This is a genomic window from Lactobacillus sp. UMNPBX1 (assembly GCF_002554085.1).
In the GTDB taxonomy this organism is placed as follows: Bacteria; Bacillota; Bacilli; order Lactobacillales; family Lactobacillaceae; genus Lactobacillus; species Lactobacillus crispatus.
In genome coordinates, this window is sequence record NZ_PCZI01000014.1 from 1 (window position 1) to 23,222 (window position 23,222).

Annotated in this window: 23 protein-coding genes, 1 other RNA gene and 3 pseudogenes; 23 read left to right on the forward strand and 4 right to left on the reverse strand. The window is 37.1% G+C overall.

Annotated elements, in window-relative coordinates; all coding sequences use genetic code 11:
• Positions 1–55: 55 nt before the first annotated feature.
• The 20 genes and pseudogenes from CP352_RS07720 to tsaD form a co-directional block, all read left to right on the forward strand.
• A pseudogene (locus CP352_RS07720) lies at positions 56–502 on the forward strand (ion channel); the annotation flags it as partial.
• A 5-nt stretch (positions 503–507) separates the two neighbouring features.
• Entirely contained in the window at positions 508–1,128 is a 621-nt protein-coding gene (locus CP352_RS07725; protein ID WP_005720447.1) for a class I SAM-dependent methyltransferase, read from the forward strand.
• Positions 1,129–1,255: 127 nt separating this feature from the next.
• The gene (locus CP352_RS07730; RefSeq protein ID WP_005720449.1) at positions 1,256–1,438 is read left to right on the forward strand and encodes a hypothetical protein; all 183 of its coding nucleotides are present in this window, start codon (positions 1,256–1,258) and stop codon (positions 1,436–1,438) included.
• A gap of 74 nt (positions 1,439–1,512) precedes the next feature.
• Positions 1,513–2,013, forward strand: a complete 501-nt coding sequence (gene tadA / locus CP352_RS07735; protein ID WP_005728621.1) for a tRNA adenosine(34) deaminase TadA — start codon at positions 1,513–1,515, stop codon at positions 2,011–2,013.
• A 51-nt stretch (positions 2,014–2,064) separates the two neighbouring features.
• Positions 2,065–2,162, forward strand: an RNA gene (gene ffs / locus CP352_RS07740) — signal recognition particle sRNA small type.
• Positions 2,163–2,218: 56 nt separating this feature from the next.
• On the forward strand, positions 2,219–4,024 hold the full coding sequence (gene dnaX, locus CP352_RS07745; protein ID WP_089146148.1) for a DNA polymerase III subunit gamma/tau: 1,806 nt from the start codon (positions 2,219–2,221) through the stop codon (positions 4,022–4,024).
• 103 nt (positions 4,025–4,127) lie between these two features.
• A pseudogene (locus CP352_RS11360) lies at positions 4,128–4,783 on the forward strand (GT-D fold domain-containing glycosyltransferase).
• 15 nt (positions 4,784–4,798) lie between these two features.
• Complete coding sequence (locus CP352_RS07760) at positions 4,799–5,134, forward strand: YbaB/EbfC family nucleoid-associated protein (protein ID WP_005720596.1); 336 nt, start codon at positions 4,799–4,801, stop codon at positions 5,132–5,134.
• Positions 5,135–5,734, forward strand: coding sequence for a recombination mediator RecR (gene recR, locus CP352_RS07765; RefSeq protein ID WP_005728617.1), 600 nt, complete (start codon positions 5,135–5,137; stop codon positions 5,732–5,734).
• Positions 5,734–5,973 (forward strand): YaaL family protein, encoded by a 240-nt coding sequence (locus CP352_RS07770; RefSeq protein WP_005720594.1) that lies wholly within the window; start codon positions 5,734–5,736, stop codon positions 5,971–5,973. Before recR ends, CP352_RS07770 begins: the two co-directional genes overlap by 1 nt.
• Before the next feature lie 102 nt (positions 5,974–6,075).
• The gene (tmk, locus tag CP352_RS07775; protein WP_005728616.1) at positions 6,076–6,714 is read left to right on the forward strand and encodes a dTMP kinase; all 639 of its coding nucleotides are present in this window, start codon (positions 6,076–6,078) and stop codon (positions 6,712–6,714) included.
• Between the two features lie 12 nt (positions 6,715–6,726).
• A complete protein-coding gene (locus tag CP352_RS07780; protein WP_005728615.1) occupies positions 6,727–7,047 on the forward strand; it encodes a cyclic-di-AMP receptor in 321 nt (106 codons plus the stop codon).
• On the forward strand, positions 7,047–7,904 hold the full coding sequence (locus CP352_RS07785) for a DNA polymerase III subunit delta (protein WP_013085853.1): 858 nt from the start codon (positions 7,047–7,049) through the stop codon (positions 7,902–7,904). The genes CP352_RS07780 and CP352_RS07785 overlap by 1 nt, the downstream gene beginning before the upstream one ends.
• Before the next feature lie 9 nt (positions 7,905–7,913).
• Positions 7,914–8,264, forward strand: coding sequence for a DNA replication initiation control protein YabA (yabA, locus tag CP352_RS07790; RefSeq protein ID WP_005721578.1), 351 nt, complete (start codon positions 7,914–7,916; stop codon positions 8,262–8,264).
• Positions 8,264–9,115, forward strand: a complete 852-nt coding sequence (gene rsmI / locus CP352_RS07795) for a 16S rRNA (cytidine(1402)-2'-O)-methyltransferase (protein WP_013085854.1) — start codon at positions 8,264–8,266, stop codon at positions 9,113–9,115. Before yabA ends, rsmI begins: the two co-directional genes overlap by 1 nt.
• Positions 9,116–9,117: 2 nt before the next feature.
• A complete protein-coding gene (locus CP352_RS07800; RefSeq protein ID WP_061204444.1) occupies positions 9,118–9,852 on the forward strand; it encodes an acyl-[acyl-carrier-protein] thioesterase in 735 nt (244 codons plus the stop codon).
• A 54-nt stretch (positions 9,853–9,906) separates the two neighbouring features.
• Positions 9,907–10,425: a folate family ECF transporter S component gene (locus tag CP352_RS07805; RefSeq protein ID WP_013085856.1), complete on the forward strand. Its 519-nt coding sequence runs from the start codon at positions 9,907–9,909 to the stop codon at positions 10,423–10,425.
• A 29-nt stretch (positions 10,426–10,454) separates the two neighbouring features.
• Positions 10,455–11,189, forward strand: coding sequence for a tRNA (adenosine(37)-N6)-threonylcarbamoyltransferase complex dimerization subunit type 1 TsaB (gene tsaB / locus CP352_RS07810; RefSeq protein WP_089147390.1), 735 nt, complete (start codon positions 10,455–10,457; stop codon positions 11,187–11,189).
• A complete protein-coding gene (rimI, locus tag CP352_RS07815; protein WP_013085858.1) occupies positions 11,173–11,745 on the forward strand; it encodes a ribosomal protein S18-alanine N-acetyltransferase in 573 nt (190 codons plus the stop codon). The genes tsaB and rimI overlap by 17 nt, the downstream gene beginning before the upstream one ends.
• Entirely contained in the window at positions 11,742–12,791 is a 1,050-nt protein-coding gene (tsaD, locus tag CP352_RS07820) for a tRNA (adenosine(37)-N6)-threonylcarbamoyltransferase complex transferase subunit TsaD (RefSeq protein WP_098034904.1), read from the forward strand. The genes rimI and tsaD overlap by 4 nt, the downstream gene beginning before the upstream one ends.
• Positions 12,792–13,030: 239 nt before the next feature.
• Here tsaD and CP352_RS07825 read toward each other — a convergent pair whose 3' ends face one another.
• Entirely contained in the window at positions 13,031–14,257 is a 1,227-nt protein-coding gene (locus CP352_RS07825; RefSeq protein ID WP_087284763.1) for an IS110 family transposase, read from the reverse strand.
• Positions 14,258–14,523: 266 nt separating this feature from the next.
• Here CP352_RS07825 and CP352_RS07830 point away from each other — a divergent pair.
• Positions 14,524–15,694 (forward strand): annotated as a pseudogene (locus tag CP352_RS07830) (IS3 family transposase).
• A gap of 47 nt (positions 15,695–15,741) precedes the next feature.
• Here CP352_RS07830 and CP352_RS07835 read toward each other — a convergent pair.
• Positions 15,742–17,664, reverse strand: coding sequence for an ABC-F family ATP-binding cassette domain-containing protein (locus CP352_RS07835; RefSeq protein WP_098034905.1), 1,923 nt, complete (start codon positions 17,662–17,664; stop codon positions 15,742–15,744).
• A gap of 174 nt (positions 17,665–17,838) precedes the next feature.
• Between CP352_RS07835 and CP352_RS07840 the strand changes: the two genes are divergently transcribed.
• Entirely contained in the window at positions 17,839–18,474 is a 636-nt protein-coding gene (locus tag CP352_RS07840; protein ID WP_005720571.1) for a redox-sensing transcriptional repressor Rex, read from the forward strand.
• Between the two features lie 37 nt (positions 18,475–18,511).
• Here CP352_RS07840 and CP352_RS07845 read toward each other — a convergent pair whose 3' ends face one another.
• Together CP352_RS07845 and CP352_RS07850 are read right to left on the reverse strand one after the other, a co-directional pair.
• A complete protein-coding gene (locus CP352_RS07845) occupies positions 18,512–19,498 on the reverse strand; it encodes a LacI family DNA-binding transcriptional regulator (RefSeq protein WP_013085865.1) in 987 nt (328 codons plus the stop codon).
• A gap of 15 nt (positions 19,499–19,513) precedes the next feature.
• The gene (locus CP352_RS07850) at positions 19,514–20,971 is read right to left on the reverse strand and encodes a sucrose-6-phosphate hydrolase (protein WP_089142860.1); all 1,458 of its coding nucleotides are present in this window, start codon (positions 20,969–20,971) and stop codon (positions 19,514–19,516) included.
• A gap of 211 nt (positions 20,972–21,182) precedes the next feature.
• Here CP352_RS07850 and CP352_RS07855 point away from each other — a divergent pair, with 211 nt between their 5' ends.
• A complete protein-coding gene (locus CP352_RS07855) occupies positions 21,183–23,132 on the forward strand; it encodes a sucrose-specific PTS transporter subunit IIBC (protein ID WP_005720565.1) in 1,950 nt (649 codons plus the stop codon).
• Positions 23,133–23,222: the final 90 nt, after the last annotated feature.

Sequence of the window (23,222 nt, forward strand, 5' to 3'; positions counted from 1 at the left end):
TCCCGAAAGGCATCCTAAATCTCACAGCCGTTTACACAAGAATTTATACTGAACCATCTTTTTTACAATTACATTTTTGTTGGTAGGAGCGGAAGCATTCGCAATCACTGAACATGTAACGCTGGATACTGCTTTTTGGTGGGTCATTTCAACAGCTTCTACTGTCGGTTATGATGCAATTTTTGGCAAAACAATTCCACCGCATAGTATTGTAGGAAAATTCGTTACATTAGTAATGATGCTTTTAGGAATTGGAATAGTTGGTATGTTAACGTCATCGATTACTTCGTATTTGATGAGGAGAACGAATGGCGCGAATACGTTAAAAACGCATGATAATATTCAATTAATTTTGAAAAAGCTTGATAATTTAGAAAAGCAAAACAAGGATTTGGCTGATCAAAACAAAAAGATGCAAGCACAGATTAATGAATTGAAAGATGTACAGAATACAACGGAGCTGCATAAGATAAAAGAATGGTTTGAGAAAAAGAAAGGTTAGTTAAAATGAGTGAAGAAAAAAATCAAATGTATTTTGCGACTGATCCTACTGCCAAGCATGATCAACATGTTGTTGATTATCATGTGGATAATATTGATTTGAAATTCACAACAGACGCAGGTGTCTTTTCTAAAATGAGGGTTGATTATGGCTCAGGCGTATTGATCAAGGCAATGAAAGATGTTGTTTTTCCTAAGGATAATATCTTGGATGTTGGTACCGGTTATGGTCCGATTGGTTTATTTGCGGCTAAGTTTTGGCCTGATCAAACTGTAGATATGGTTGATGTAAATGAGCGTGGATTAAGCTTGGCAAAGCAGAATGCACAAGTTAATCACATAGATAATGTAAATATCTATTCCTCTGATTGTTATGAACATGTGGATAATGATAAAAAGTTTGGTCTAATATTAACAAATCCGCCTATTAGAGCAGGAAAAAAAGTGGTTAATGAGATTTTACTGGGAGCAAATGAGCATTTGGTTAATGGCGGTATCTTATTAGTAGTTATTCAGAAAAAGCAGGGAGAACCTAGTGCGCGTAAGCTGATGACCAATACATATGGTAATTGTGAAATTTTAACAAGAGATAAAGGCTATTATATCTTAAAATCAACTAAGAAATAACTAAATAAAAAATGCTTGAAAGTACTATTAAATAAGCATTAGACTTTATAAAAGTGCTTTCAAAACTGGATTTATCCTCGTATAATAATCTTGTAAATATCAAGAGTATGTGAAGAGGATAATTATTATGAAAAAGGCTTGGAAATACATTGTTGCAGTATTGATTGTAATTGTTGGTGTGTTTATGTTAGGTATGATTTCCGGTGATAACGAGACTGCTGCTCCAGCTGGAATTGCTGCATTATACTTGATCTTGTCAGGAATCTTTTTCTACCACAACTTTAGAAATCGTAACATTGAACCATTGTAAAAAGTAAGCAGCTAGTCGCAAATAGCTGCTTTTTTGATACAATAAATAAAAACGATGAATTGAGAAGTGATAAAATGCTGTCTGGCGAAGATAAAAGGAAATACATGCAATTAGCCATTGACCAGGCAAAAGAAGCTGAAAAGCAAGGAGAGGTGCCGATAGGGGCAGTTGTTGTTGATCCTGATGGCCGCGTAGTTGGTACTGGATATAACAGGCGTGAACTTGATGAAGATGCTACCCAACATGCAGAAATGATTGCGATTAAAGAAGCTTGCAGTAAGTTAGGCATGTGGCGCTTAATTGACTGCAGCTTATTCGTGACTTTGGAACCATGCCCGATGTGTGCAGGGGCAATTATTAATTCTAGAATAAAAGACGTTTATTTCGGTGCACTTGATCCAAAAGCCGGAGCTTGTGGATCAGTTGTGGATTTATTTAGCGTAGAAAAATTTAATCATCATCCGCATGCAATTCGTGGACTGTATCGTGATCAATGTGCACAAATGCTAAAAGATTTTTTCAGAGCGATTCGTGAGAAACAAAAAGCAGCTAAATTAGCTCAAAAAGAAGTATAAAATCAGTAATTTTTAAAACAAGATGCTGGTAATATTTACTGAAATACGTTAACATAGTTGTTGGGCAATGTTTGACCTCTGAATTGTGTCAGGACCGGAAGGTAGCAGCACTAAGGTTGTTCAGGCATGTGCCTTTTTTGTTAGAATATTAACAGCTCTTAGCTCTTCGAGAGCTAGGAGCTTTTTTACTTAGGAAAGAGAATTTATGGCTTATCAAGCGCTATATCGTAAGTGGCGGCCGCGGACTTTTGACAGTGTGATTGGTCAAGAAGCGATTACCGATACCTTAAAAAATGCGATTAAACGTGGTAAGGTTTCCCATGCGTTTCTTTTCGCAGGACCCCGCGGAACTGGTAAAACATCTTGTGCTAAGATTTTTGCTAAGGCATTGAATTGTACTAATTTGCAAGATGGTGAACCATGCAATGAGTGTGCTAACTGTATTGCAGCTGATCAAGGTTCAATGCCAGATATCATGGAAATTGATGCCGCTTCAAATAATGGGGTTGATGAAATTCGTGAAATTCGCGATAAGGTAAAATATGCTCCAACGGAAGGTAAATACAAGGTATATATCATCGACGAAGTTCATATGTTGTCGATGGGAGCTTTTAATGCTTTGCTGAAGACATTAGAAGAGCCACCAGAGCATGTAGTATTTATTTTAGCAACGACTGAATTGCAAAAAGTGCCTGCGACAATTATTTCTAGAACGCAGCGCTATAATTTTAAGCGAATTTCCAAAGAAGACCTTGAGAAGAGAATGAAATACATTCTTGATCAAGAAAATATTAAATATGAAGATAAAGCTTTAGCAGTCATTGCTCAAGTAGCCGATGGTGGGATGCGGGATGCTCTTAGCATTTTGGATCAACTGTTGAGTTACGAGAAGGAAAGCGTCAACTATGATGATGCTTTGCAGATTACAGGCTTTGCAGATCGAGAAAATATTGAAAAAATTCTTTTAGCTTTGTTAAATCAGGATGCAGGTCAAGCCTTGCAGCTTACACAAGATGAGTTGGCTAAAGGAGCTAGTTCAAAAAACATTTTAGATGAAATCATCGATCTAACTACTAAGAGTTTATTAATCGTCAAAACCGATGAAAATAAACAGGAAACTTTTTTAACAAAAGACTTTATTGAAAAAATAAAGAGCGTTTCTACAGATAGTTATTATCGACTGATTAATTTGGCTAATAATGCCTTGAATGATTTACGCTATACTAATCAGCAACAGATACCACTGGAAGTGTTCTTAGTAGAAGCAAGTAGTCCTGCACCAGTGCAGACAAGCGCTGCCCCAGCTAAGACAACACCAGCTCAACCTGCACAAGGTAATACTGATTTGCAGGCTGAACTAGCAGCGTTGAAGAAGCAAGTCGTTGATTTAACACAAAAACTTAGTGAAGTATCCAATAAGCCAAGTTTATCAACAAATCAGGTATTTCACTTGGATACTGCGGTACCTAAAGTGGCTCCTAACCCTGCTGTTAAACCAAAAGAGAAGCAAACTAAAAAGCCGGTTAGAAAAGTCAAAAAAACTACGGCAGAAAATCGCAAACAAGTATATCATGTTCTTGAAAATGCTACTCGAAACGATTTAGAGACAATTAAGAATGTCTGGCCTGATTTACAATCTGTTTTAGCTGTCTCTGAAAAAGCACTGCTTGATGTATTAGAACCAGTGGCTGCTAGTCCTGAACAAGTTGTCATGAAATGCAAATATACTTTATGGTTTGAAAATGCGAGCGCAGATAATGATCTGTTAGGGCGCTTAACGGACTATATTGAAAAGTTTGCTAAACATTCTTACGGCATTGTTTTGGTGCCAGATAACGATTGGCTGGCAGTTAGAAAAGAATTTGTTGAAAGCCATAAGGATGAGCTACTTGCTAAGAAAAAGCAACAGATTGAGATTCAAGAAGAAAAGTCAGATGAACCAGAAGTTGATCTAGAAGTGATTAATAAGGCAAAGGATCTTTTTGGGGATGCAGTCAATATTAAAGACTAAAGTACTATGAGCAATGATTATAATATTAAAGTTTTAAATAAAGAAACAACATTACAGATCTTACTAGAAGATCATAATTCTAGCTGGTTCGCTAAAAGAGCTCCTGTTAGAAGGCAGCAATCGCCGTTTATTAGTAGGATTATCTGATGTTTTTGAAAAGTTAGATCGCTATAATGATTATTGCCGTAATTTTTATCAAAATAGTTTCTTCCCGAATAATCATGACTTGTTAAGAGAAGTTGAATTGCAATACAATGTATACGTTTCTACTTTCTTTTCACGGCCATATATTGATTTAGTAGATAAAAGTCACGCTAAAGATTATTTTGCTAAAATGAAACAGCTTTGGCAGGATCATGATCTTTTAATTGTAGAAGGTAAATATAGTCGCTCAGGCGAAGGCATGACTTGTTTTCTAATGCTAGATCAATTAGTAGACTCATTTGTCCGCCAACTAATGCATATAGTCGCAAAAAAGTTATTGAAGATGAAATTATTAAAAATGCAGCTAATAGGTTGATTTTACTGATGTTAAGTCCTACTGCAAAAGTGATTGTGGCTGATTTGATAGCTCAGCTTAATAATCAAATGATTGATATAGGGCACATCGATTCAGAATATGAATGGATGAAAATGGGCGTAACTAATAAGGTGAAGATACCGCATAAGCATACTGCTGAGTTTAATTTTGATGATAAACAAGTTAAACTAGAGAAAGACGACAATTTTGATAAGCAGATTATTAGTATAATAGAATAATAAAGGAGAAAAATTATGAGTAGAAGACCTAATTTTGGTGGTATGGGCATGGGCGGCATGAACATGCAACAAATGATGAAGCAAGCTAAGAAGTTGCAAGCACAAATGGCAGAAGAGCAGGAAAACATTACTGCTCAAGAATTTACTGGTAAGTCTGCCGATGATTTAGTAGTAGCTACCTTTACTGGTGACCGCAAGTTGAAGGACATCAAGATTGATAAGGAAGCAATTGATCCAGACGACCCAGATATGTTACAAGATTTGGTAATTGATGCGGTTAACAAGGGCTTGGCCAAAATTGATGAGGCAACTCAGGCAAGCTTAGGTAAATACACGAAAGGTTTGATGTAATTGCAATATCCATTACCAATTGCTCATTTAATTGATGCTTATATGAAGCTACCTGGAATCGGTGAAAAAACGGCGACTCGGTTGGCTTTTTATACGATGGATATGCCTGATCAGGATGTCGATGATTTTGCTAAGTCTTTAGTTCAAGTAAAAAAAGACATTCATCAATGTCCGATCTGTGGCAATATTACCGAAAAAGATGTCTGTGATATTTGCTCTAATCCTAATCGCGATCAAACAACTATTATGGTAGTTGAACAACCAAAGGATTTGATGGCTTTTGAGGAAATGGGCGAATATGACGGACTTTATCACGTGCTTCATGGTGTTCTTTCACCAATGGATGGAATTGGACCAGAAGAGATCAATATCAAGTCTTTAATTACGCGTTTGCAAAAAAATGATGCTGTTAAAGAAGTGATTTTGGCGCTTAATTCAACTCCAGAAGGCGAATCAACTGCGATGTATATCAGCAAATTAATTAAGCCAGCTGGTATTAAGGTAACCAGATTGGCCGCTGGTTTGTCAGTTGGTAGTGACATTGAATATGCTAATTCCATTACTTTAAAGCGCGCAGTGCAAGGAAGAACGGCATTATAATGGCTAATAAAAAGCAAGCAAAGATCAAAGCAATGGGTGATCAAAAGTTGGTAGCCGAGATTGAAAAGCTACAAAATCAAATTGCATTAGAGCAAGATCTCGATCAAACAACTTTAGATTTATCCGAAGATAATTATGTGCAAAATCGAATCTTAAAGGCAAAGTATACTTTTTTGTATAATGAAGCTCGTCATCGAGGCACAAGATTTAGTGGTATTACTAATGCTATTACCCAGTAGAAAAAGACCGAATATTGGTCTTTTTTTATTTTGAATAAATAAAAAATAGTAGGACTGTTAATCTCTATGAAACTTCTGTAGAATAGACATATGGAGGATTTTATGAGAGGTTATTTTGTTAGTTTTGAAGGCCCTGATGGCGCCGGGAAAAGTACAGTTTTAAAAGAAGTATTGAACCAAATTGGTTCAGAGCTTAAGACACAATATCTTGTGACGCGTGAACCAGGCGGTTCAAAAATTGCAGAAAAAATTCGCGACATTATTTTAGATCCTGCTAACGACAAGATGGACAATAAGACCGAAGCGCTTTTATATGCTGCATCACGTAGTCAGCATGTGGAAGAGATTATTCGTCCAGCTTTAAAGGAAGGCAAAGTCGTATTTTCAGATCGCTATGTCGATAGTTCTTTAGCTTATCAAGGAGCGGGACGTGATTTAGGAATTCAGGAAGTTAAGCAAATTAATGATTTTGCAACGGATAAATTAGATCCTGATCTTACTTTTTTCTTAGATCTTGATCCTGAGGTAGGGTTAAAACGAATTGAAAAGCTGCGTCCGGGTCAGGAAGATCGTTTGGAACAAGAGAATCTTGCCTTTCATAAAAAGGTTTATGCCGGTTTTCTCAAGGTAAAAGAGACGTATCCTGAACGCTTCGTAACTGTTGATGCTACGCAGCCAATTGATCAGGTAGTTGCTCAAGTTATTGCAACATTAAAGCAAAGAATGCCAGAGTTATTTTAAGGATTGATTTAGATGAAGTTAGTAATTGCAATTGTGCAAAAAGAAGACTCTAATGATTTACAACGGGCCTTTGTTCAAAATGATTTTCGTGCTACTAAGTTAGCAACTTCAGGTGGTTTTTTAAGTCAAGGAAATACTACCTTTTTAGTAGGTTGTGATGACGATAAAGTAGACGATGTATTAAAGATTATTAAGGAACAGTCCCGAGCAAGAGAGGAAATTGCAACACCACATATGGTTTCAACTGGGTATGAAATTACACAGCCTTTGAAAGTGACAGTCGGTGGTGCAACTTGTTTTGTTGTTCCAGTTGATGAGTTTAAACGCTTCTGATGATTGATCTTAGTAATGTTGGGAAAAAGCAAACCCAATTTTTAAAAAGAGCATATGACCAAAAAAAGTTAGCTCATAGTTATCTTTTTGTTGATAGCGATGAGGCACGGGCATTGAATACTGCATACTGGCTAGCTTGTTTGTTTAATTGTACTGGTGAAAATAAGCCGGATGGCAGCTGTCAAAATTGTCGGCAAATTTTGTCAGGTAACCACCCAGATGTATTGCTAGTAGCGCCTGATGGAAAACAGACTCTAGGGATTGATCAAATTCGTCCCTTAAAAGAAGAATTAGCCAAAAGCCCAGTTGAAAGTACTCGCCGTTTCTTCTTTATTAATGAAGCACAAAAGTTAACTTTAGCTGCAGCAAACGGTTTATTAAACTTACTAGAAGAACCAGTAGCGCCAGTAGTTACGATTTTGATTACTAACAATAGTGATCAGATTTTACCAACGGTGCGTTCACGGACCCAGATCATTAATTTTGACAATGGTGAGAGAGCTAGTGGTAGGACTGCAGTCTTACTGGAGAATGGTTTTTCAAAAGCAGAGATTGAGGAACTGGGTAATCTTGATAAATGGAATCAGGCAATTAAATATTTTTATCAAGAAATGCTGGAACACAACAGCTTAGCACTTGTCAGTGCACACAAGCTAGCTGCTGATGCTAAGCTAGTGTCAGAGCAGGGTTACATCTTGCTTCAGTTAAAATTATTGGCCGAGCAAGATTTGCGTAATCCTGCTAAAAGAATAATGGCGGCGACAATGCTTAAGAATTTAATTGAAATAGACAAAATGCGTTTGAGTAACGTAAATTTACAAAATGCGTTAGATTATCTCGCCTTAAAATGGAAGTAGGTGTTTAGATTGGATCCATATTCAAAACTGAAAAAGATTGAAGAAACAACAGAAAATATGACCAAGACGATTGCCAGCTTGGAAAATGATATTTTAGAAACATTAAAAGAAAACACGGAGTTGAAGGTAGAAAATCAATTACTCCATGAGAAGCTGGACAAGTTAACGGCAAATCAGCCTGCACCTGAGACTAAAACGCAGAGTGGCTTGGAATCATTGAAGAAGATTTATGATTCAGGGTATCACATTTGCAATATGTACTATGGCTCGCATCGTGATCCAAGTGCAGATTGTATGTTTTGTCTTGATATTTTGGACAATTTTGGCGAAAAAAAGGGCAAGAAAAAGGACGGTAGATAATGAAACGTCAAAGCAGTTATGCAAAAGATGAAGGAAAGCTTTATTTAGTGCCAACTCCGATTGGTAACTTGGAAGATATTACTATTCGTGCTAAAAAAGTTTTAACTGATGCAGATTATGTAGCCGCAGAAGATACAAGAACTAGTGGGATTTTACTGGAAAAAATTGGGGTTCATAATAAAATGATCTCTTTTCATAAGTATAATTCCAAAGAGCGGGCGCCGGAATTGATCAAGTTGATGAAGGAAGGGGCTGTGATTGCCGAGATTAGTGATGCGGGGATGCCAGTGATTTCTGATCCAGGTTATGTGTTGGTGCAAGAATGCATTAAGCATGATATTCCGGTTGTACCACTTCCTGGTCCAAATGCTTTTTCAACTGCTTTGATTGCTTCCGGTTTTAATCAGCCATTTACTTATTATGGCTTTTTACCAAGAAAATCGTCGGAACAGAAGACATATTTTGCACAGATGCGCGATAATAGAGCAACATCAATTTTTTATGAAGCCCCGCACCGTCTAGCAAAAACCCTCAAAACATTGGCTAGTGTGCTACCAAAAGATCGTCAAATTGTTGCTGCACGTGAATTGACCAAAATCCACGAAGAGTTTATCCGGGGTAGTGTGGAAGAAGTCACGAATTACTTCAGTGAGAATGCTCCACGCGGGGAATTTGTGATTCTAGTTTCACCTAATACAGAAGCGCCTCAGCAACTATCTTGGACAGAATTAATTGACTTAGTTAATGACTTGGTTGAAAAAGGTGAATCCAAGAAAGATGCAATTAAACAGGTAGCCAAGCAGCATCATGTTTCTAAGAATGAATTGTATGATCAATATCACCAGGATTAATTATGAAGTATACCGAAGAATATCAAATTGAATTTAAAGATTGTGATGAAAATCGGCGTTTAAAATTACCAGCACTAGTTGAGTTAATGATGCAGGTTTCTGAGCATCAATTAAGTCAAGGCGGTGCCGGGACCGATGATTTGGTCAAGCGCGGTCTCGGCTGGGTCGTAACGCAATATCATTTTGAGATTAGTGACCTACCTAAACCCGGTGATCAAGTTATCTTGAGTACTGAAGCTAGTGGCTATAACCGCTTTTTTGAATATCGTGATTTTGGCGTTAGTACGGCAGACGGCAAGCCATTAGTAACTGTAAAAAGTCAGTGGGTAATGCTTGACTTGAAGAAACGGCATATGGTGCCAGCCGATACTAAAATGATGGAAGATTGGGGTGCACTACTACTTAAAAAGATGCCGCGTTTTCCACGTTTGCGTGCGCGCGACAATTATGAACATATTCGTCCGTATCGCGCACGCTATGATGATTTGGATACCAATCATCATGTAACTAATAGTCATTATTTCAGTTGGTTTGTTGATATGTTGGATCGTAACTTTTTAAAAGAACATATCGTTACAGCAATTGATATTAAATTTGATAAAGAAGTTCATTATGGTGAGAGTATAAATTCTTGCATGGACTTGGTTCAAGATGATATTGTTACTACATATCATGCAATTGAAGCAGAAGATGGGACAGTTAAGGCTGTCTGTGAATTAAGTTGGCGTAAGATATAGTAATAACATGACGCTATTAGTCATGCTTTTTAATTAGGGGGAGGAATCGGTCGAATGAATACAAAGAAAATTTTACGAACGGATTTACAGCAACTAGTCTTTTTAGGTATTGTTGTTGCAATGAAAATTATTCTAAGTCAATTTTCTTTTGGTCCAGTCATGGTTAAAGTAGGACTGGGGTTCATTGGGAGTGTGCTATTAGGATATCTCTTTGGTCCGCTCTGGGGAACAATTGGCGGTGGAATTAGTGATTTAATTTCATCTGCACTTTTTGGCAATCAAGGTGGCTTTTTCATTGGTTTTACTTTAACAGCAATGGCAGGCCCATTTATTTACGCCCTGTTTTTATATAATAAGCCAGTTAAAATTTGGCGGATTATTGCTTCTACTATTCTGGTGACTGTAATTGTCAATATTGGCATGAATACCTTATGGCTACATATTATGTATGGTATGAATTTCAATGCGGCTTTGATCCAACGTTTACCTAAGGAGACGATCGTTCCTTGGATTCAAATGGTTATCAGCTACTTTGTTTTACAAGCAGTTTCTCGTGTTAAAATAAAAAAGTGATTTAAAGCGAAAAGAGAAAAATATATAAAATGAAAATTTTAAGTGTTTCGACAGCTACTAATCATTTGAGCGTGGCCTTGAATGATGGTCAACAAATTATTGTTGAGAAAAATGAACGAGATGAGCGTAATCATAGCGAACATCTTGATCCTTTGATTGATGAAATCTCAAAAGATAATGATTTAAGCTTAAAAGATATTGATCGTTTTGCAGTTGCTATTGGGCCAGGTTCTTATACTGGACTAAGAATTGGAATCACTACTGTTAAGATGTTTGCCAGCATTTTAGATAAAGAGGTTGTAGGAATCTCAACTTTACAAGCTTTGGCTAAAGGCGTTCAAGAAGACGCTTTGGTAATTACTGGTTTAGATGCAAGAAATGACAATTATTTTGCGGCCGGTTATTTAAGCGGTGCTGTACCAGAGAATGTCATTCCAGACGGTCATTACAATATCGACGTTTTAGTTAAGGTGATTCAAGATTATGCGGCCAAGCATGAAGTTAAGAAAATTGTTTTTGTGGGCTCAGGTCTTGAAAAGCAAGATGAAAAATTTAAAGCTTTGAATATTCCATATGTTTATGGAACTGAAGAAGAGAATGTCATCCATGCTGGGCTAATTGGACAATTAGCTGAAAATGCGGTTCCAGTTGATCCAGATAAATTATTGCCACGTTACTTGCGTCGAACTCAGGCTGAAGTAGACTGGCATAAAAAGACAGGCAAACCATTCGAGCCAGATAGTCATTATGTTGAAGAAGTTTAATCAATTTTTCCATCAACAGTTAAATCGGATTGATATGAGTTTTACCCCGTTTATTGCGAATGTAAACGGTAAGAGACTACAAATTATGCAAGCTACAGATGACAATATTCCTGACCTGCTTGTATTAGAGGAGCAAGTTTATTCAGGTCGGACACCGTGGAATAAGTTTTCATTTGAGCGAGAACTAGAGAAGCGGCATAATTGTCTTTATTTGGTAGTGTATTATGAATCGATGCTAGTTGCATTTATTGGTGCGCGTTTTACTCCAGAAGAGACGCATATTACTAATATTGCAGTAGCGCCGGCTTTTCAAAATATGCATATTGGTCGTTACTTAATGCAATTGATTATTGATCGGGCGCGTGAAAATGACAGTGATTGCGTTAGTCTAGAGGTAAGAGTAGATAATGAGATTGCCCAAAAGCTATATCGTTCCTTAGGTTTTGAAGGTACCTTCATTCGTAAAAACTATTACCATGATACTCATACCGATGCTATGAACATGGTTTTATGGTTAAAACCACATCAAATTAAAAGAAAGAAGTTTACGTTTTGAGTGAAAAAAAAGATGTTCGCATTTTAGCTTATGAGAGTTCTTGTGATGAAACTTCCACTGCTGTCATTAAAAATGGGCGTGAGATTGAAAGCTTAATCGTAGCAACGCAGATTAAGAGTCATCAACGCTTTGGTGGTGTAGTCCCTGAAGTTGCTAGTCGTCATCATATTGAAGTGGTTAGTCAGATTACTAAAGAAGCTTTGGCTGAAGCTAATTGTACTTGGAAAGATATCGATGCAATTGCTGTGACTTATGGCCCTGGCTTAGTTGGTGCTCTTTTAATTGGTGTAAGTGCAGCTAAGGCTGCTTCAATGGCAACGGGTATTCCTTTGATTGGTGTTGATCATATTATGGGGCACATTATGGCAGCTCAACTAAAAGATGAGATTGAATATCCAGCTCTTGCATTACAGGTTTCAGGTGGACATACTGAAATAGTTTTACTTAAGGATCCTGTTCATTTTGAAATTATCGGTGATACGCGCGATGATGCTGCTGGCGAAGCATACGATAAGATTGGTCGTGTTCTTGGGGTAAACTATCCAGCAGGTAAAACTATCGATGCCTGGGCTCATGAAGGCAAGGATACCTTTAACTTCCCACGAGCAATGATGGAAGATGATGACTATGACTTCTCATTCTCAGGTTTAAAGTCAGCTTTTATTAACACTTGTCATCATGCTGATCAGATTCATGAAAAGTTGAATAAGTATGATCTGGCTGCAAGTTTTCAAGCAGCAGTAATTGATGTTTTGGCTCATAAAACAATTCGCGCAATTAAGCAATATAAGCCCAAGACCTTTATCATGGGTGGCGGAGTTGCTGCTAACCATGGCTTACGTGATCGCATGAGTGCAGAAATTGCTAAACTACCTAAGGCAGATCAACCAAAGTTGATTTTACCAGATATCAAGCTTTGTGGTGATAACGCTGCGATGATTGGTGCTGCTGCATATAATCTTTATAATGATAATCAATTTGCGGATTTGACTTTGAATGCTGATCCATCATTGGAATTGCCATATGCTAAGAGCATGTTGGAATAATTGGATATATTGTTAAAAAATGTTTATCTTTGATTGATATGAACTGAGACCTAAAAGTTAGACACTTTTAGGTCTTTTTCTACGTAAAGTCAAGCGTAATAAGAAGTTTGGCTTCATTTTTTGTTTAAATTTCAACTTAAACATCTTTTAGTGTCGATTTATTTTTTTAGTTAGACACGACAAATAAGCCCAGATCCATATCTGATTTTTGGGCTTAGCGTTATAATGTACTTGATCAATTAATTACGACTAAAGTCTTTTTGATTATGTGTGGCTACGTTGTAATCATATGGTTGATCATTGATAATCAGGGCATAAATGGTTCTGATTAGTTTATGAATTGAAGCAATAGCTATCTTTTTGAACCCTTTGGTTTGAGAGGATAGCTTTTTGCTTTCATAATAATCTGCTATATGACACGGATTTGTCTTAGCTGCATTATCAATTTGTCCAATAGCTCGATAAAGCAACTTACGTGCGACTGCATTGCCATGTTTAGTAATACTTAAATTAGAGTCCATTTCTCCTGACTGATATCTGCCTGGATCAATTCCGATAAAAGCATTGATTTTATTAGGATTACTAAATCTGCGTAAATCTCCTAACTCTGCTAAAACTCTGACAGCAGTGGTCTGTGCAAAGCCTGGAATGCTTTCTAGGTTTTCTAAGTCATGATTAGGCAAAGTTTTGGCGAGTTTAACCATTTTTGTAATTATACGTTGACGTTGATTGCTTAGATTAAGCAGTCTTCGGGCATAATATTGTGCTTGCTGGACTTCTATGTCAGAGCAAGAAACAACTGGATAAGCTAAATGAGCTAATTCAATTAGTTTATCTGTTGTCCTTTGTGCATGATTAAAAGCGATGCCTTTCAATTTCATCAACCAGTTAATAATTTGCTTTTTATCATCTTTTCTTACTAAATCACAATGAGGGTAATGATTAACTATTTGCCAGTAATTCTTGCCTTTAGCAGCAGAAAATAAGTTTTCAATTTCAGGAAAAGTCGATTGTAAAGCTTGATGAAGTCTATTTTTAGCCATTACTAAGTCAGCTGTTAACTGGTTGTAGAAACGACTCAATGAATTAAGCTGCTTATAAGTTTGAGATTGAAGTTGATTAATTGGATGATGATATAGTCTTTGAATTAAGGCTAAATGATAAGCATCAGTTTTATCAGTCTTGTTATGACGCAGTCCCATATCCATTTCTTTTTTAGCTTTAAGAGGATTAATAATTACATAATCATAACCATAGTCTTCCAAAAAAGATTGTAGTCTGCGTGAATAAACACCGGTAGCTTCAAAAATAATTTGTGGATGTTTAGAAAAAGCAGTTAATTCATTAAGCAATTGAATAAAACCAGGACGATTATTAGTAATAGTTAGTTCATTTTTGCTTTCACCAATTAGTTCACAAACAGTAGAAGTAGACTTGCTTACATCAATTCCAAAAGTAACTTGCATAATATAACCCCCTAAGCTCAAGTAGTAAAACGTATTTACTTAAGAAATCAGATCTAATTTTCTAAACTCGACATCTAAGTGTCCACATTCTTCGAAGAGACTCCTGAAAACTCAAGCAAAACTGCCAGTTTTTAATACGACATCAAGTGTCTAAAGGAGCCAGGACATATAGTTTTACTACTACTTAAATTCTACAAGAGAATAAAAATAGTGAATCAATTATCCCGTCGGATAACTAATTCACTATTTAGCTTAGAATGTTTACTATGTCTAAATTTAATAAAGAACAAAAAATAGAAATTTATCATAAATGGAAAGATGAAAATATCTCAATCAGTCAATTGGCTAAAGCGTACAGAATGAATCTAGCTAATTTAGACTATATGCTTAGATTAATTGATATGCATGGAATAGAAATTTTAACTACTAAAAACCAAAGCTATTCCAAAGAGATCCAGCAGCTGAAAGAAGAAAACTTGCGATTGCGTATTGTGAACGAATACGTAAAAAACTAAGTGCCTTGGATCAAGAAGATCAGAAGAAATAGCTAGGGTGATTACGGATCTAAGGCAAGAATTCAAAGTTAGTTTAAATTATGTATTAGCTGCGATTGCAGAGCACCCTGAGCTACCTATAATTGCCGGAAGCTCATACTACAAGATTATCAAACGACAGCCCGTCAAGCCTAAACGGTCAAAGCTTATTGCTAGAATCCATGAGATTTTTAATCATCATCAAGGCCGCTATGGATATCGCAGAGTAGCTTTGCAGTTAATCAGAGAGGGCTGGAAAGTTACGGAGAAAACCGTTCGCTATTGGATGCATAAATTAGGTCTTAAAGGCATCAGGCGCAATAAGCGCAAATATTCAAGCTATAAAGGTACTATTGGCAAAATAGCTACAAATTTAATTCATCGTGATTTCTTCGCAGCCCTGCCTAACACAAAATGGTATACTGATATCACTGAATTTCATCTTAATAATGAAAAGCTTTATTTATCGCCTATTCTAGACGGCTGCGGTGGCGATATAGTTTCTTATACTATCTCCAAACATCCAGATATGGATTTAGTAATGACAATGCTTGACAAGGCTTTTGCCAAAGAAACAGCTCTTAATAACTGCATTTTTCATACTGATCAGGGCTGTCAGTATCAAAGCCCTCGTTATCAGCGAGCTTTAAAACTCCATGGTATTACTCAAAGCATGTCCAGAAAGGGCAACTCCATGGATGATGGGCTAATGGAGAACTTCTTTGGCCTGCTCAAAACTGAAATGTTCTATGATCAAGAATACAAGTATCATAATCTTCAAGAATTAACTCAAGCAATCGAGGAATATATCGAATACTGTAACAACGAAAGGATAAAGAGCAGATTAAAAGGCTTAACCCCGAAAGAGTATCGAAGTCAAGCCTGTATTAATCCAATATTTTAATTGTCTACTTTTTACGTCTCAGTACATAGAACTTACTTATTATACTTTTATTCAAAATTGTCCATTTCTTCGATTGCCTTTTCCCAGGCAGAATTTGCTTCATCTAATTTCTGTTGTACATCAGAAAGCTGTTCTTGCAGTGGCCCCAATTTATCAAAGCTTGAAGCAATTTCTGGATTGGCCATTTCGGTTTGGATTTCTTGCTCTCGTTCTTCAAGCTGTTCAATTTGTTTTTCTGCATTATCAATTGCACGCTGCAACTTTCTCTTTTGAGAATCACGTTGCTTTTGCTCTTGGTAAGAAAGTTTTTGCTGGCTAATTTGTTTGCTTGGCTCGACTTCTGGCTCAGCGGCACTATTTTCAGCCATAGCTGCTTGTTTTGCCTTCTCATCAAGATAATAAGAATAATTGCCATCGTAGACTTTAGCATGCCCATCGCGAACTAAAACAATCTTATTAGCTAGTTGATTAATAAAGTAACGGTCGTGGGAAACAAAGAGCAGGGTACCATCAAAGTCTTTTAAAGCTTTTTCCAGTACTTCTTTTGCTTCGATATCTAAGTGGTTAGTTGGTTCATCCATCAGTAAGAAGTTATCATGCTCAAGTGATAAAACAGTTAAAGTTAACCGTGCTTTTTGTCCACCAGATAGTTGACCTACGGTCTTATCAATGTCTTTAGCTGTGAATAAAAAGCTGGCTAAGATTGACCGTACATCGCGTTCAGGCATGGTCTTATGACGATCCCAAACAGTATCCAATACAGTTTTAGATGGATCTAGTCCTTGTAATTCTTGGTCGTAATAACCAATCTCAAGGGATGCGCCATACTTAATTGAGCCACTCTTGGGCGTTAATTGCTTCATAATAGTCTTAAGCAGGGTAGATTTACCGATTCCATTTGGTCCAATGATCGCGACGCGATCTCCTTTATTAATCTGGAAGGAAATATCTTTAACCATGGTTTTATCGGGATAACCAATCGTCAAATCTTTGAAAATTAATACTTCCTTGCCAGAAGGATGATCGCTTGAAAAATGAATCCGTACCTTATTTTTATGTTTAGGTGGAGTAATCCGCTCAATTTTTTCTAGTTTTTTACGCCGACTTTGTGCACGCTTAGTGGTAGTTGCTCGAACCAAGTTTTTTTGGATAAATTCTTCATCTTTTTTGATTTCAGCTTGTTGCTTTTCATAAGCGGCTTCTTGGTCCTTATCACGTTGCTCGCGCTGCATGACATAGGCTGAATAGTTGCCCTTAAAAGCAGTTAATTTACCAAATTCTAGTTCAAAAATTTGGGTTGCTAAATGATCTAAGAAATATTGGTCGTGGGATACTACTAGTATTGCGCCACTATAGTTCTTTAAAAATCCTTCTAGCCAGTCAAGCGTATCTAAGTCTAAGTAGTTAGTCGGTTCGTCCAATAGTAAAAGGGCAGGTTTGCGCAAAAGCAACTTAACAAAAGCTAACCGTGTTTTTTCACCACCGGATAAACTACCAATCTTTTTCTGCCAAGTACCTTCAGGAAACTTAAATCCATTTAAGATACTCTTGATATTAGATTGATAAGTATAACCGCCTTTTTGTTCAAAGTTGAATTGCTTTTGATCGTATTGCTTAAGCAATTCTTGATCTTCAGGATGATCTGCAATTTTTTCTTGTAGTTGGACTAAGCTTTTTCCTTCCCTTATTAAAGGAGCGAAAACGGTTTCCATTTCATCCCAAATGGTTTTACTTTCATCTAATGCATTTTCCTGAGCGATATAACCAACATCAATGCCTTTATTAACTGTAAATTCGCCGTGAGTTGGTTCTTGCTCACCAGTCATTATTTTTAACAGGGTGGTTTTACCAACCCCGTTAGGGCCAACCAATCCGATTCGAGCGTTTGAATCGATTGAAAAAGTAACGTTTTTAAATAATGTATTGGCCCCAAATTGTTGTTCTAAATCGTGTCCTTGTGCAATAATCATAATTTTTCACCTAACCACTATTCTACCATATAGCGCAAATTGTTTGTTTTTAAGTTAAATATGTGAAAAAATGATGATTTGTGAAAAAGATACTTGCATAAGTACTATCATAGCAGGTATGATAGTAGTGCTTGATTGTACATTCACAAACATTTAAGTTTGGAGGGTTCCTATATGGAAAAAATAAAAATCCCAAAAGCAACGGCAAAAAGATTACCATTATATTACCGTTATTTGATTATTTTAAATGAAGAAGGCAAAGATAAGGTTTCTTCAACTGAGCTGTCAGAGGCAGTTCAAGTAGATAGTGCTTCAATTAGAAGAGACTTTTCATATTTTGGTGCGTTGGGAAAACGTGGCTATGGATATGATGTAAAGAATTTATTGAGCTTCTTCAAGAAAATTTTGAATCAAGATACTTTAACTAATGTTGCTTTAATAGGTGTAGGTAATCTGGGACGGGCGCTGCTTAATTACAACTTTAAGCGCAGTAATAATATTCGAATTTCCTGTGCTTTTGATATCAATAAGGAGATTACTGGTCGTATCTTAAGTGGTGTCCCTGTTTATGATATGGACGACTTAAAGCAACAACTAAGTGATCAACAGATTACAATTGCAATTTTGACAGTTCCTTCAACAGCTGCTCAGAAAACTACAGATGAAATGGTTGATGCGGGTGTAAAGGGAATTATGAACTTTACTCCGATTCGTTTATCAGCTCCAGCTGATGTGCGAGTACAAAATGTAGACTTAGCAACAGAATTGCAAACGTTGATCTATTTCTTAGATAGTGACAAAGAAAACTAAATTTGAGTAAAAGAAAAAGCCGATTTTCGGCTTTTTTTCATGCAGTTGTTTCACTCTTGATTAATTTGACAGGCAAAATATAATTCTTTTGGCGCAATTTTTCGTCGGGATTGGAAATTCGGGTAAGCAATAACTTAACCAATAAAGTTGCAATATCATGAATTGGCTGAGCAATTGTGGATAGTTCCGAATGGTAAGTTTGAATTTGCTTTGTTCCGTCAAAACCAATCACTTTTAATTCCTTAGGCACTTTAATGCCTAATTTTTTTGCTTCTTGTAAAACTAAAACTGCAGTTAAATCATCTGTGCAGACGACGCCATCAGGATGATCATTGACTAACATGTCATGAATTTTCATATTTTTAATGTTGGAAGAATCAGAAAAAGCAACTGAACGAATGTGGGCTGAAAAGTGACATTCCTTTGCTTCATCAAGATAAGCTGCTAGTCGTTCGTCAGTCGGATTACCTTTTCTGTGTTCATTGCCCAGAAAGTAAATTTTGTGACAACCAGCTTGAACCAAGTCATGTACTGCCAACTTGATGCCTTGATAATTATCACAACTAACAATTGGAACATTATCAGATAGCTTTCGGTCGAAAGAGACAATTGGCAAACCTAGTTGTTGGTATTCATTGATACCTAGATTGTGCGCACCAGCGATAATGCCATCAACTTGATTAGCCTGAAGCATGCGCAGATATTCGCGTTCTTTTTCTTTGTTTTGTCCTGCATTGCATAGGATTACTTTATAGTTTTGTTGGAATAAAGTGGTTTCGATATCCTGTACTAATTCCGCAAAAAAAGGATTAGTGATCTCAGGAAAAATCAAACCGACTAATTTCATTTTCTTTCCTTGTAATGAGCGGGCAATAGAATTGGGACGATAATTTAATTCCCGCATTGCGGCAAAAACTTTATCTTTAGTTTTTTGACTTAAATAGCCATGGTTGTTGATTACCCGCGAAACGGTAGTTACAGAGCAACCGGCTTTTTTGGCAACGTCGCTTAATTTTGCTGCCATAGTATCACCTGATGTTTAAAGAATTGTTTGCATTTGCCAAAGCTTGCCAGTGTAGTCAATGTCTTGAGCAAACGCAATTTTTTTGTTGGTCTGATCGGCAAAGTAGCGTCCAGTCAATACCTTTTCACCATCATTAACGAATACTTCAATTAATGAATGATCAACAAAGATATCAAGCTTGAGGTCATGATTTGGTGAAAGCGTAATAGCTCGACTTTCGCCATAATCAACTGCTACTTTTTGCCCAGCATGAGCACGATCTAATACTAATTTACCATTTTTGGTATCGAAATTGAGCTGTAAACTGTTACTTAAGTCATTATTTGCAGCTAAATGTAAAGTGCCACTTTGGTTAGCCTTAATTGTTAATTCAAGTTCAAATTGTTGGCCGGCTTGATCGCTGACTACTTGATTAGATACGCTTGCTTCGTTTTTGCGGATACTGCTTATTGCCTTAACTGGCGTTTGAATTAACTTGTCACTCTTTAGGTGGAGTTCCTTCACTTGACTCAAGCAGTTAGCCCAGTTTTCATCATCAGTAGGGTAAGTAGTGTCAGGCAAGCCAACCCAACTGACTTCGTAGGCATTACCATCTGGGGCGTTAAAGGCCTGAGTGGCATAAACATCGAACCCGTGATCCAAATTGTGTAATTTACCTGGATTAATTAACTTATGATTTTCCCAGTCAATATCATCAGCAATAACGTACATATTTGGGTAAATGTCATCATAAGCTGCTACTTTTTTGTCTAAACCCTGAGGACAGAAAATGACCACGACTTTGCCATCAACACGGACGATGTTGGGACACTCGATCATGTAGCCCATGTCTTCGTTGGTAAAGTCTAAGAAGCCCAATTCTTCCCAGTTCTTTAGATCCTGAGACTTCCAAACGTCAATGTGACCGTGTTTTTCCTTTTTATCTTGGGCACCTAAAATTGCGTAGTAAGTGTCATTTTCTTTGATAATTTGGGGATCGCGAAAATGTTCGGTGATGTGATCTGGATTCTTAAATAGGATGGTTTTGTCTGAAACTTTATTATTTTTATCCATCCAAGCACCGATTTGATAAGGAGTACGTACCCAATTTTCATCGCGGTGGTTACCGGTATACATGATGAAAAGCTTACCATCGATTTCGCGAGCAGAGCCAGAATAAGCTCCATGTGAATCAGCCATTGTGTCTGGTTCAATACCTAAGCCTAAGTTTTCCCAGTGAACCATGTCAGTTGATTTGAAGTGCCACCATGACTTTAGACCGTGAACTGCGCCGAATGGATATGATTGATAGAAGAGGTGGTAAGCACCATCAAAGTAGGAAAATCCATTAGGGTCATTAATTAAGCCAGAAATAGGATGCAAATGATAGCGCATTTGGTAAGGGGAGTTTGCGGCTTGTGCTTGCAAATGCATTAATGTATCAGCGTCCCAATCTTGATAAGGTAAGTAACGTTTTTCTCTTGTCCATTCCATAAATATACCTCCATGAAAGCGTTGTCTTTTTACATGTATTTTAAGTTAGTCTGAAAAATATGTCAAACGTTTAACAGAAAGGAAAATACTTATTAATTCATAAGTAAATAAAAGAAATAAAGAATTTTATGTCAAACGATTGACATATTTTTTGAATGCGTTATCATAATTAGTGAATTGAGAATAAAACGTTTACATAGGAGGAATCAATATGGACCACAGAAAAGTGGCTGAACGAGTAATTAAAGACGTCGGCCGTGACAATATTATTGCCGGTGCCCACTGTGCTACTCGTCTGCGTTTAGTATTAAAAGATGATTCAAAAGTCGACCAAAAAGCATTGGATAATGATCCAGATGTTAAGGGTACTTTTAAAACCAATGGTCAATATCAAGTAATTATTGGGCCAGGAGATGTTAATGACGTTTACGATGAGTTCATTAAAATCACTGGTTTAAAAGAATTATCAACCGATGATTTGAAGAAGGTTGCTGCAGAAGGTAAAAAGAAGAATCCAGTAATGGATTTCATTAAACTTTTGTCTGACATCTTTGTTCCAATCATTCCAGCCTTAGTTGCTGGTGGTTTGTTGATGGCTTTGAACAACTTCTTGACTTCACCAGGTCTGTTTGGACCAAAGTCAGTTGTTCAGATGGTACCGAATGTTGCTGGTATTTCAAGTATGATTCAAGTTATGTCAGCAGCTCCGTTTATTTTTATGCCAATTCTAGTCGGAATGTCGGCAGCTAAACGGTTCGGTGCTAACCAATTCTTGGGTGCTACAATCGGAATGATTATGACGACACCTGGACTCCTTGGTGCAAATCACTTCTGGGACATTTTTGGCTTGCATGTTGCGCAAACTAACTATCAATACCAGGTTATTCCAGTTTTAGTAGCTGTTTGGGTATTGTCAATTTTGGAAAAGTACTTCCACAAGCACTTGCCATCAGCTGTTGACTTTACCTTTACGCCACTTCTTTCAATTATGATTACTGGCTTTTTGACTTTTACAATTATTGGGCCAGTCTTCAAAGGCGTATCAGATGGTATTACCAATGCTATCGTTTGGCTATATGACACTACTGGTGCCTTTGGGATGGGTGTCTTTGGTCTTACCTATTCAGCTATTGTTACTACTGGGCTTCATCAAAGTTTTCCAGCGGTTGAAACTCAGCTTTTAGCAGCCTTTGCTAAGAATCCAGCCAGCTCTGGTGACTTTATCTTTGTTACCGCATGTATGGCTAACGTAGCTCAAGGTGCCGCAACTTTCGCTGTTTACTTCTTAACTAAGAACAAGAAGATGAAGGGCTTGGCTAGTTCATCAGGTGTTTCAGCACTTCTTGGTATTACTGAACCAGCACTTTTCGGTGTTAACTTGAAGTATAAATTCCCATTCTTCTGTGCCTTAATTGGTTCAGGTGTAGCTGCTGCTTTTGCGGGTTTGATGCATGTTACTGCAGCCGCTCTTGGTTCAGCTGGTTTCTTAGGCTTCCTTTCAATTTATCCTAAGACTATTCCAATGTGGGTTGTTTCCGTATTAATTAGTTTTGCTGTTGCCTTTATCCTTACTTATGTTTATGGTAAGGGTCATTTGAAGGAAGAAGTTGCTGAACAAGATGTTCCAGTAAACGACGCAACTGATTATGCTGAAGAAACTCAAAAGGCTGAAAAGCTTGGTAAGGAACAAATGGCATTAAAGGATGAAGTTATTGCTTCACCAGTTGATGGTACTCCTGAGAGTTTAACTAAAGTTAATGATCAAGTATTCTCTGCTAAGTTAATGGGTGATGGTGCAGCCGTTATTCCAAGTGATGGTACGATCTATTCACCAGTTACTGGTACTGTGACTATTGCTTATGAAACTAAGCATGCTTATGGCATTAAGTCAGACGATGGTGCAGAAGTATTGATTCACATTGGTCTTGATACTGTAAACCTTAAGGGCGAGCACTTCGAAAGTTTCGTTAAGCAAGGTCAAAGAGTTAACAAGGGCGATAAGCTCGGCACAGTTGACTTAGATGCTGTGAAGAAGGCAGGCTATGATACTACTGTCATGGTAGTAATTACTAACACTGCCAACTATGCAAATGTTTCAAGAATTACTGATGCGGGTGACAAGCACGGCGACAAGTTGATTGCTGTTACTGCACACAATTAGTTTCTTCTACTCCTCTAGAAAAAATTAAAACAATTAGAATAAAAGACGCTAAGAAAGATTGTTTCTTGGCGTTTTTTAGTACTAAGTGTT

What these genes read in the sequence shown, in the direction of transcription:
- CP352_RS07725 (WP_005720447.1), top strand. Translation starts at nt 508, where the DNA reads ATGAGTGAAGAAAAAAATCAAATGTATTTTGCGACTGATCCTACTGCC.
- CP352_RS07730 (WP_005720449.1), top strand. Translation starts at nt 1,256, where the DNA reads ATGAAAAAGGCTTGGAAATACATTGTTGCAGTATTGATTGTAATTGTT.
- tadA (WP_005728621.1), top strand. Translation starts at nt 1,513, where the DNA reads ATGCTGTCTGGCGAAGATAAAAGGAAATACATGCAATTAGCCATTGAC.
- dnaX (WP_089146148.1), top strand. Translation starts at nt 2,219, where the DNA reads ATGGCTTATCAAGCGCTATATCGTAAGTGGCGGCCGCGGACTTTTGAC.
- CP352_RS07760 (WP_005720596.1), top strand. Translation starts at nt 4,799, where the DNA reads ATGAGTAGAAGACCTAATTTTGGTGGTATGGGCATGGGCGGCATGAAC.
- CP352_RS07770 (WP_005720594.1), top strand. Translation starts at nt 5,734, where the DNA reads ATGGCTAATAAAAAGCAAGCAAAGATCAAAGCAATGGGTGATCAAAAG.
- tmk (WP_005728616.1), top strand. Translation starts at nt 6,076, where the DNA reads ATGAGAGGTTATTTTGTTAGTTTTGAAGGCCCTGATGGCGCCGGGAAA.
- CP352_RS07780 (WP_005728615.1), top strand. Translation starts at nt 6,727, where the DNA reads ATGAAGTTAGTAATTGCAATTGTGCAAAAAGAAGACTCTAATGATTTA.
- CP352_RS07785 (WP_013085853.1), top strand. Translation starts at nt 7,047, where the DNA reads ATGATTGATCTTAGTAATGTTGGGAAAAAGCAAACCCAATTTTTAAAA.
- rsmI (WP_013085854.1), top strand. Translation starts at nt 8,264, where the DNA reads ATGAAACGTCAAAGCAGTTATGCAAAAGATGAAGGAAAGCTTTATTTA.
- CP352_RS07800 (WP_061204444.1), top strand. Translation starts at nt 9,118, where the DNA reads ATGAAGTATACCGAAGAATATCAAATTGAATTTAAAGATTGTGATGAA.
- CP352_RS07805 (WP_013085856.1), top strand. Translation starts at nt 9,907, where the DNA reads ATGAATACAAAGAAAATTTTACGAACGGATTTACAGCAACTAGTCTTT.
- tsaB (WP_089147390.1), top strand. Translation starts at nt 10,455, where the DNA reads ATGAAAATTTTAAGTGTTTCGACAGCTACTAATCATTTGAGCGTGGCC.
- rimI (WP_013085858.1), top strand. Translation starts at nt 11,173, where the DNA reads ATGTTGAAGAAGTTTAATCAATTTTTCCATCAACAGTTAAATCGGATT.
- CP352_RS07825 (WP_087284763.1), bottom strand. Translation starts at nt 14,257, where the DNA reads ATGCAAGTTACTTTTGGAATTGATGTAAGCAAGTCTACTTCTACTGTT.
- CP352_RS07835 (WP_098034905.1), bottom strand. Translation starts at nt 17,664, where the DNA reads ATGATTATTGCACAAGGACACGATTTAGAACAACAATTTGGGGCCAAT.
- CP352_RS07840 (WP_005720571.1), top strand. Translation starts at nt 17,839, where the DNA reads ATGGAAAAAATAAAAATCCCAAAAGCAACGGCAAAAAGATTACCATTA.
- CP352_RS07845 (WP_013085865.1), bottom strand. Translation starts at nt 19,498, where the DNA reads ATGGCAGCAAAATTAAGCGACGTTGCCAAAAAAGCCGGTTGCTCTGTA.
- CP352_RS07850 (WP_089142860.1), bottom strand. Translation starts at nt 20,971, where the DNA reads ATGGAATGGACAAGAGAAAAACGTTACTTACCTTATCAAGATTGGGAC.
- CP352_RS07855 (WP_005720565.1), top strand. Translation starts at nt 21,183, where the DNA reads ATGGACCACAGAAAAGTGGCTGAACGAGTAATTAAAGACGTCGGCCGT.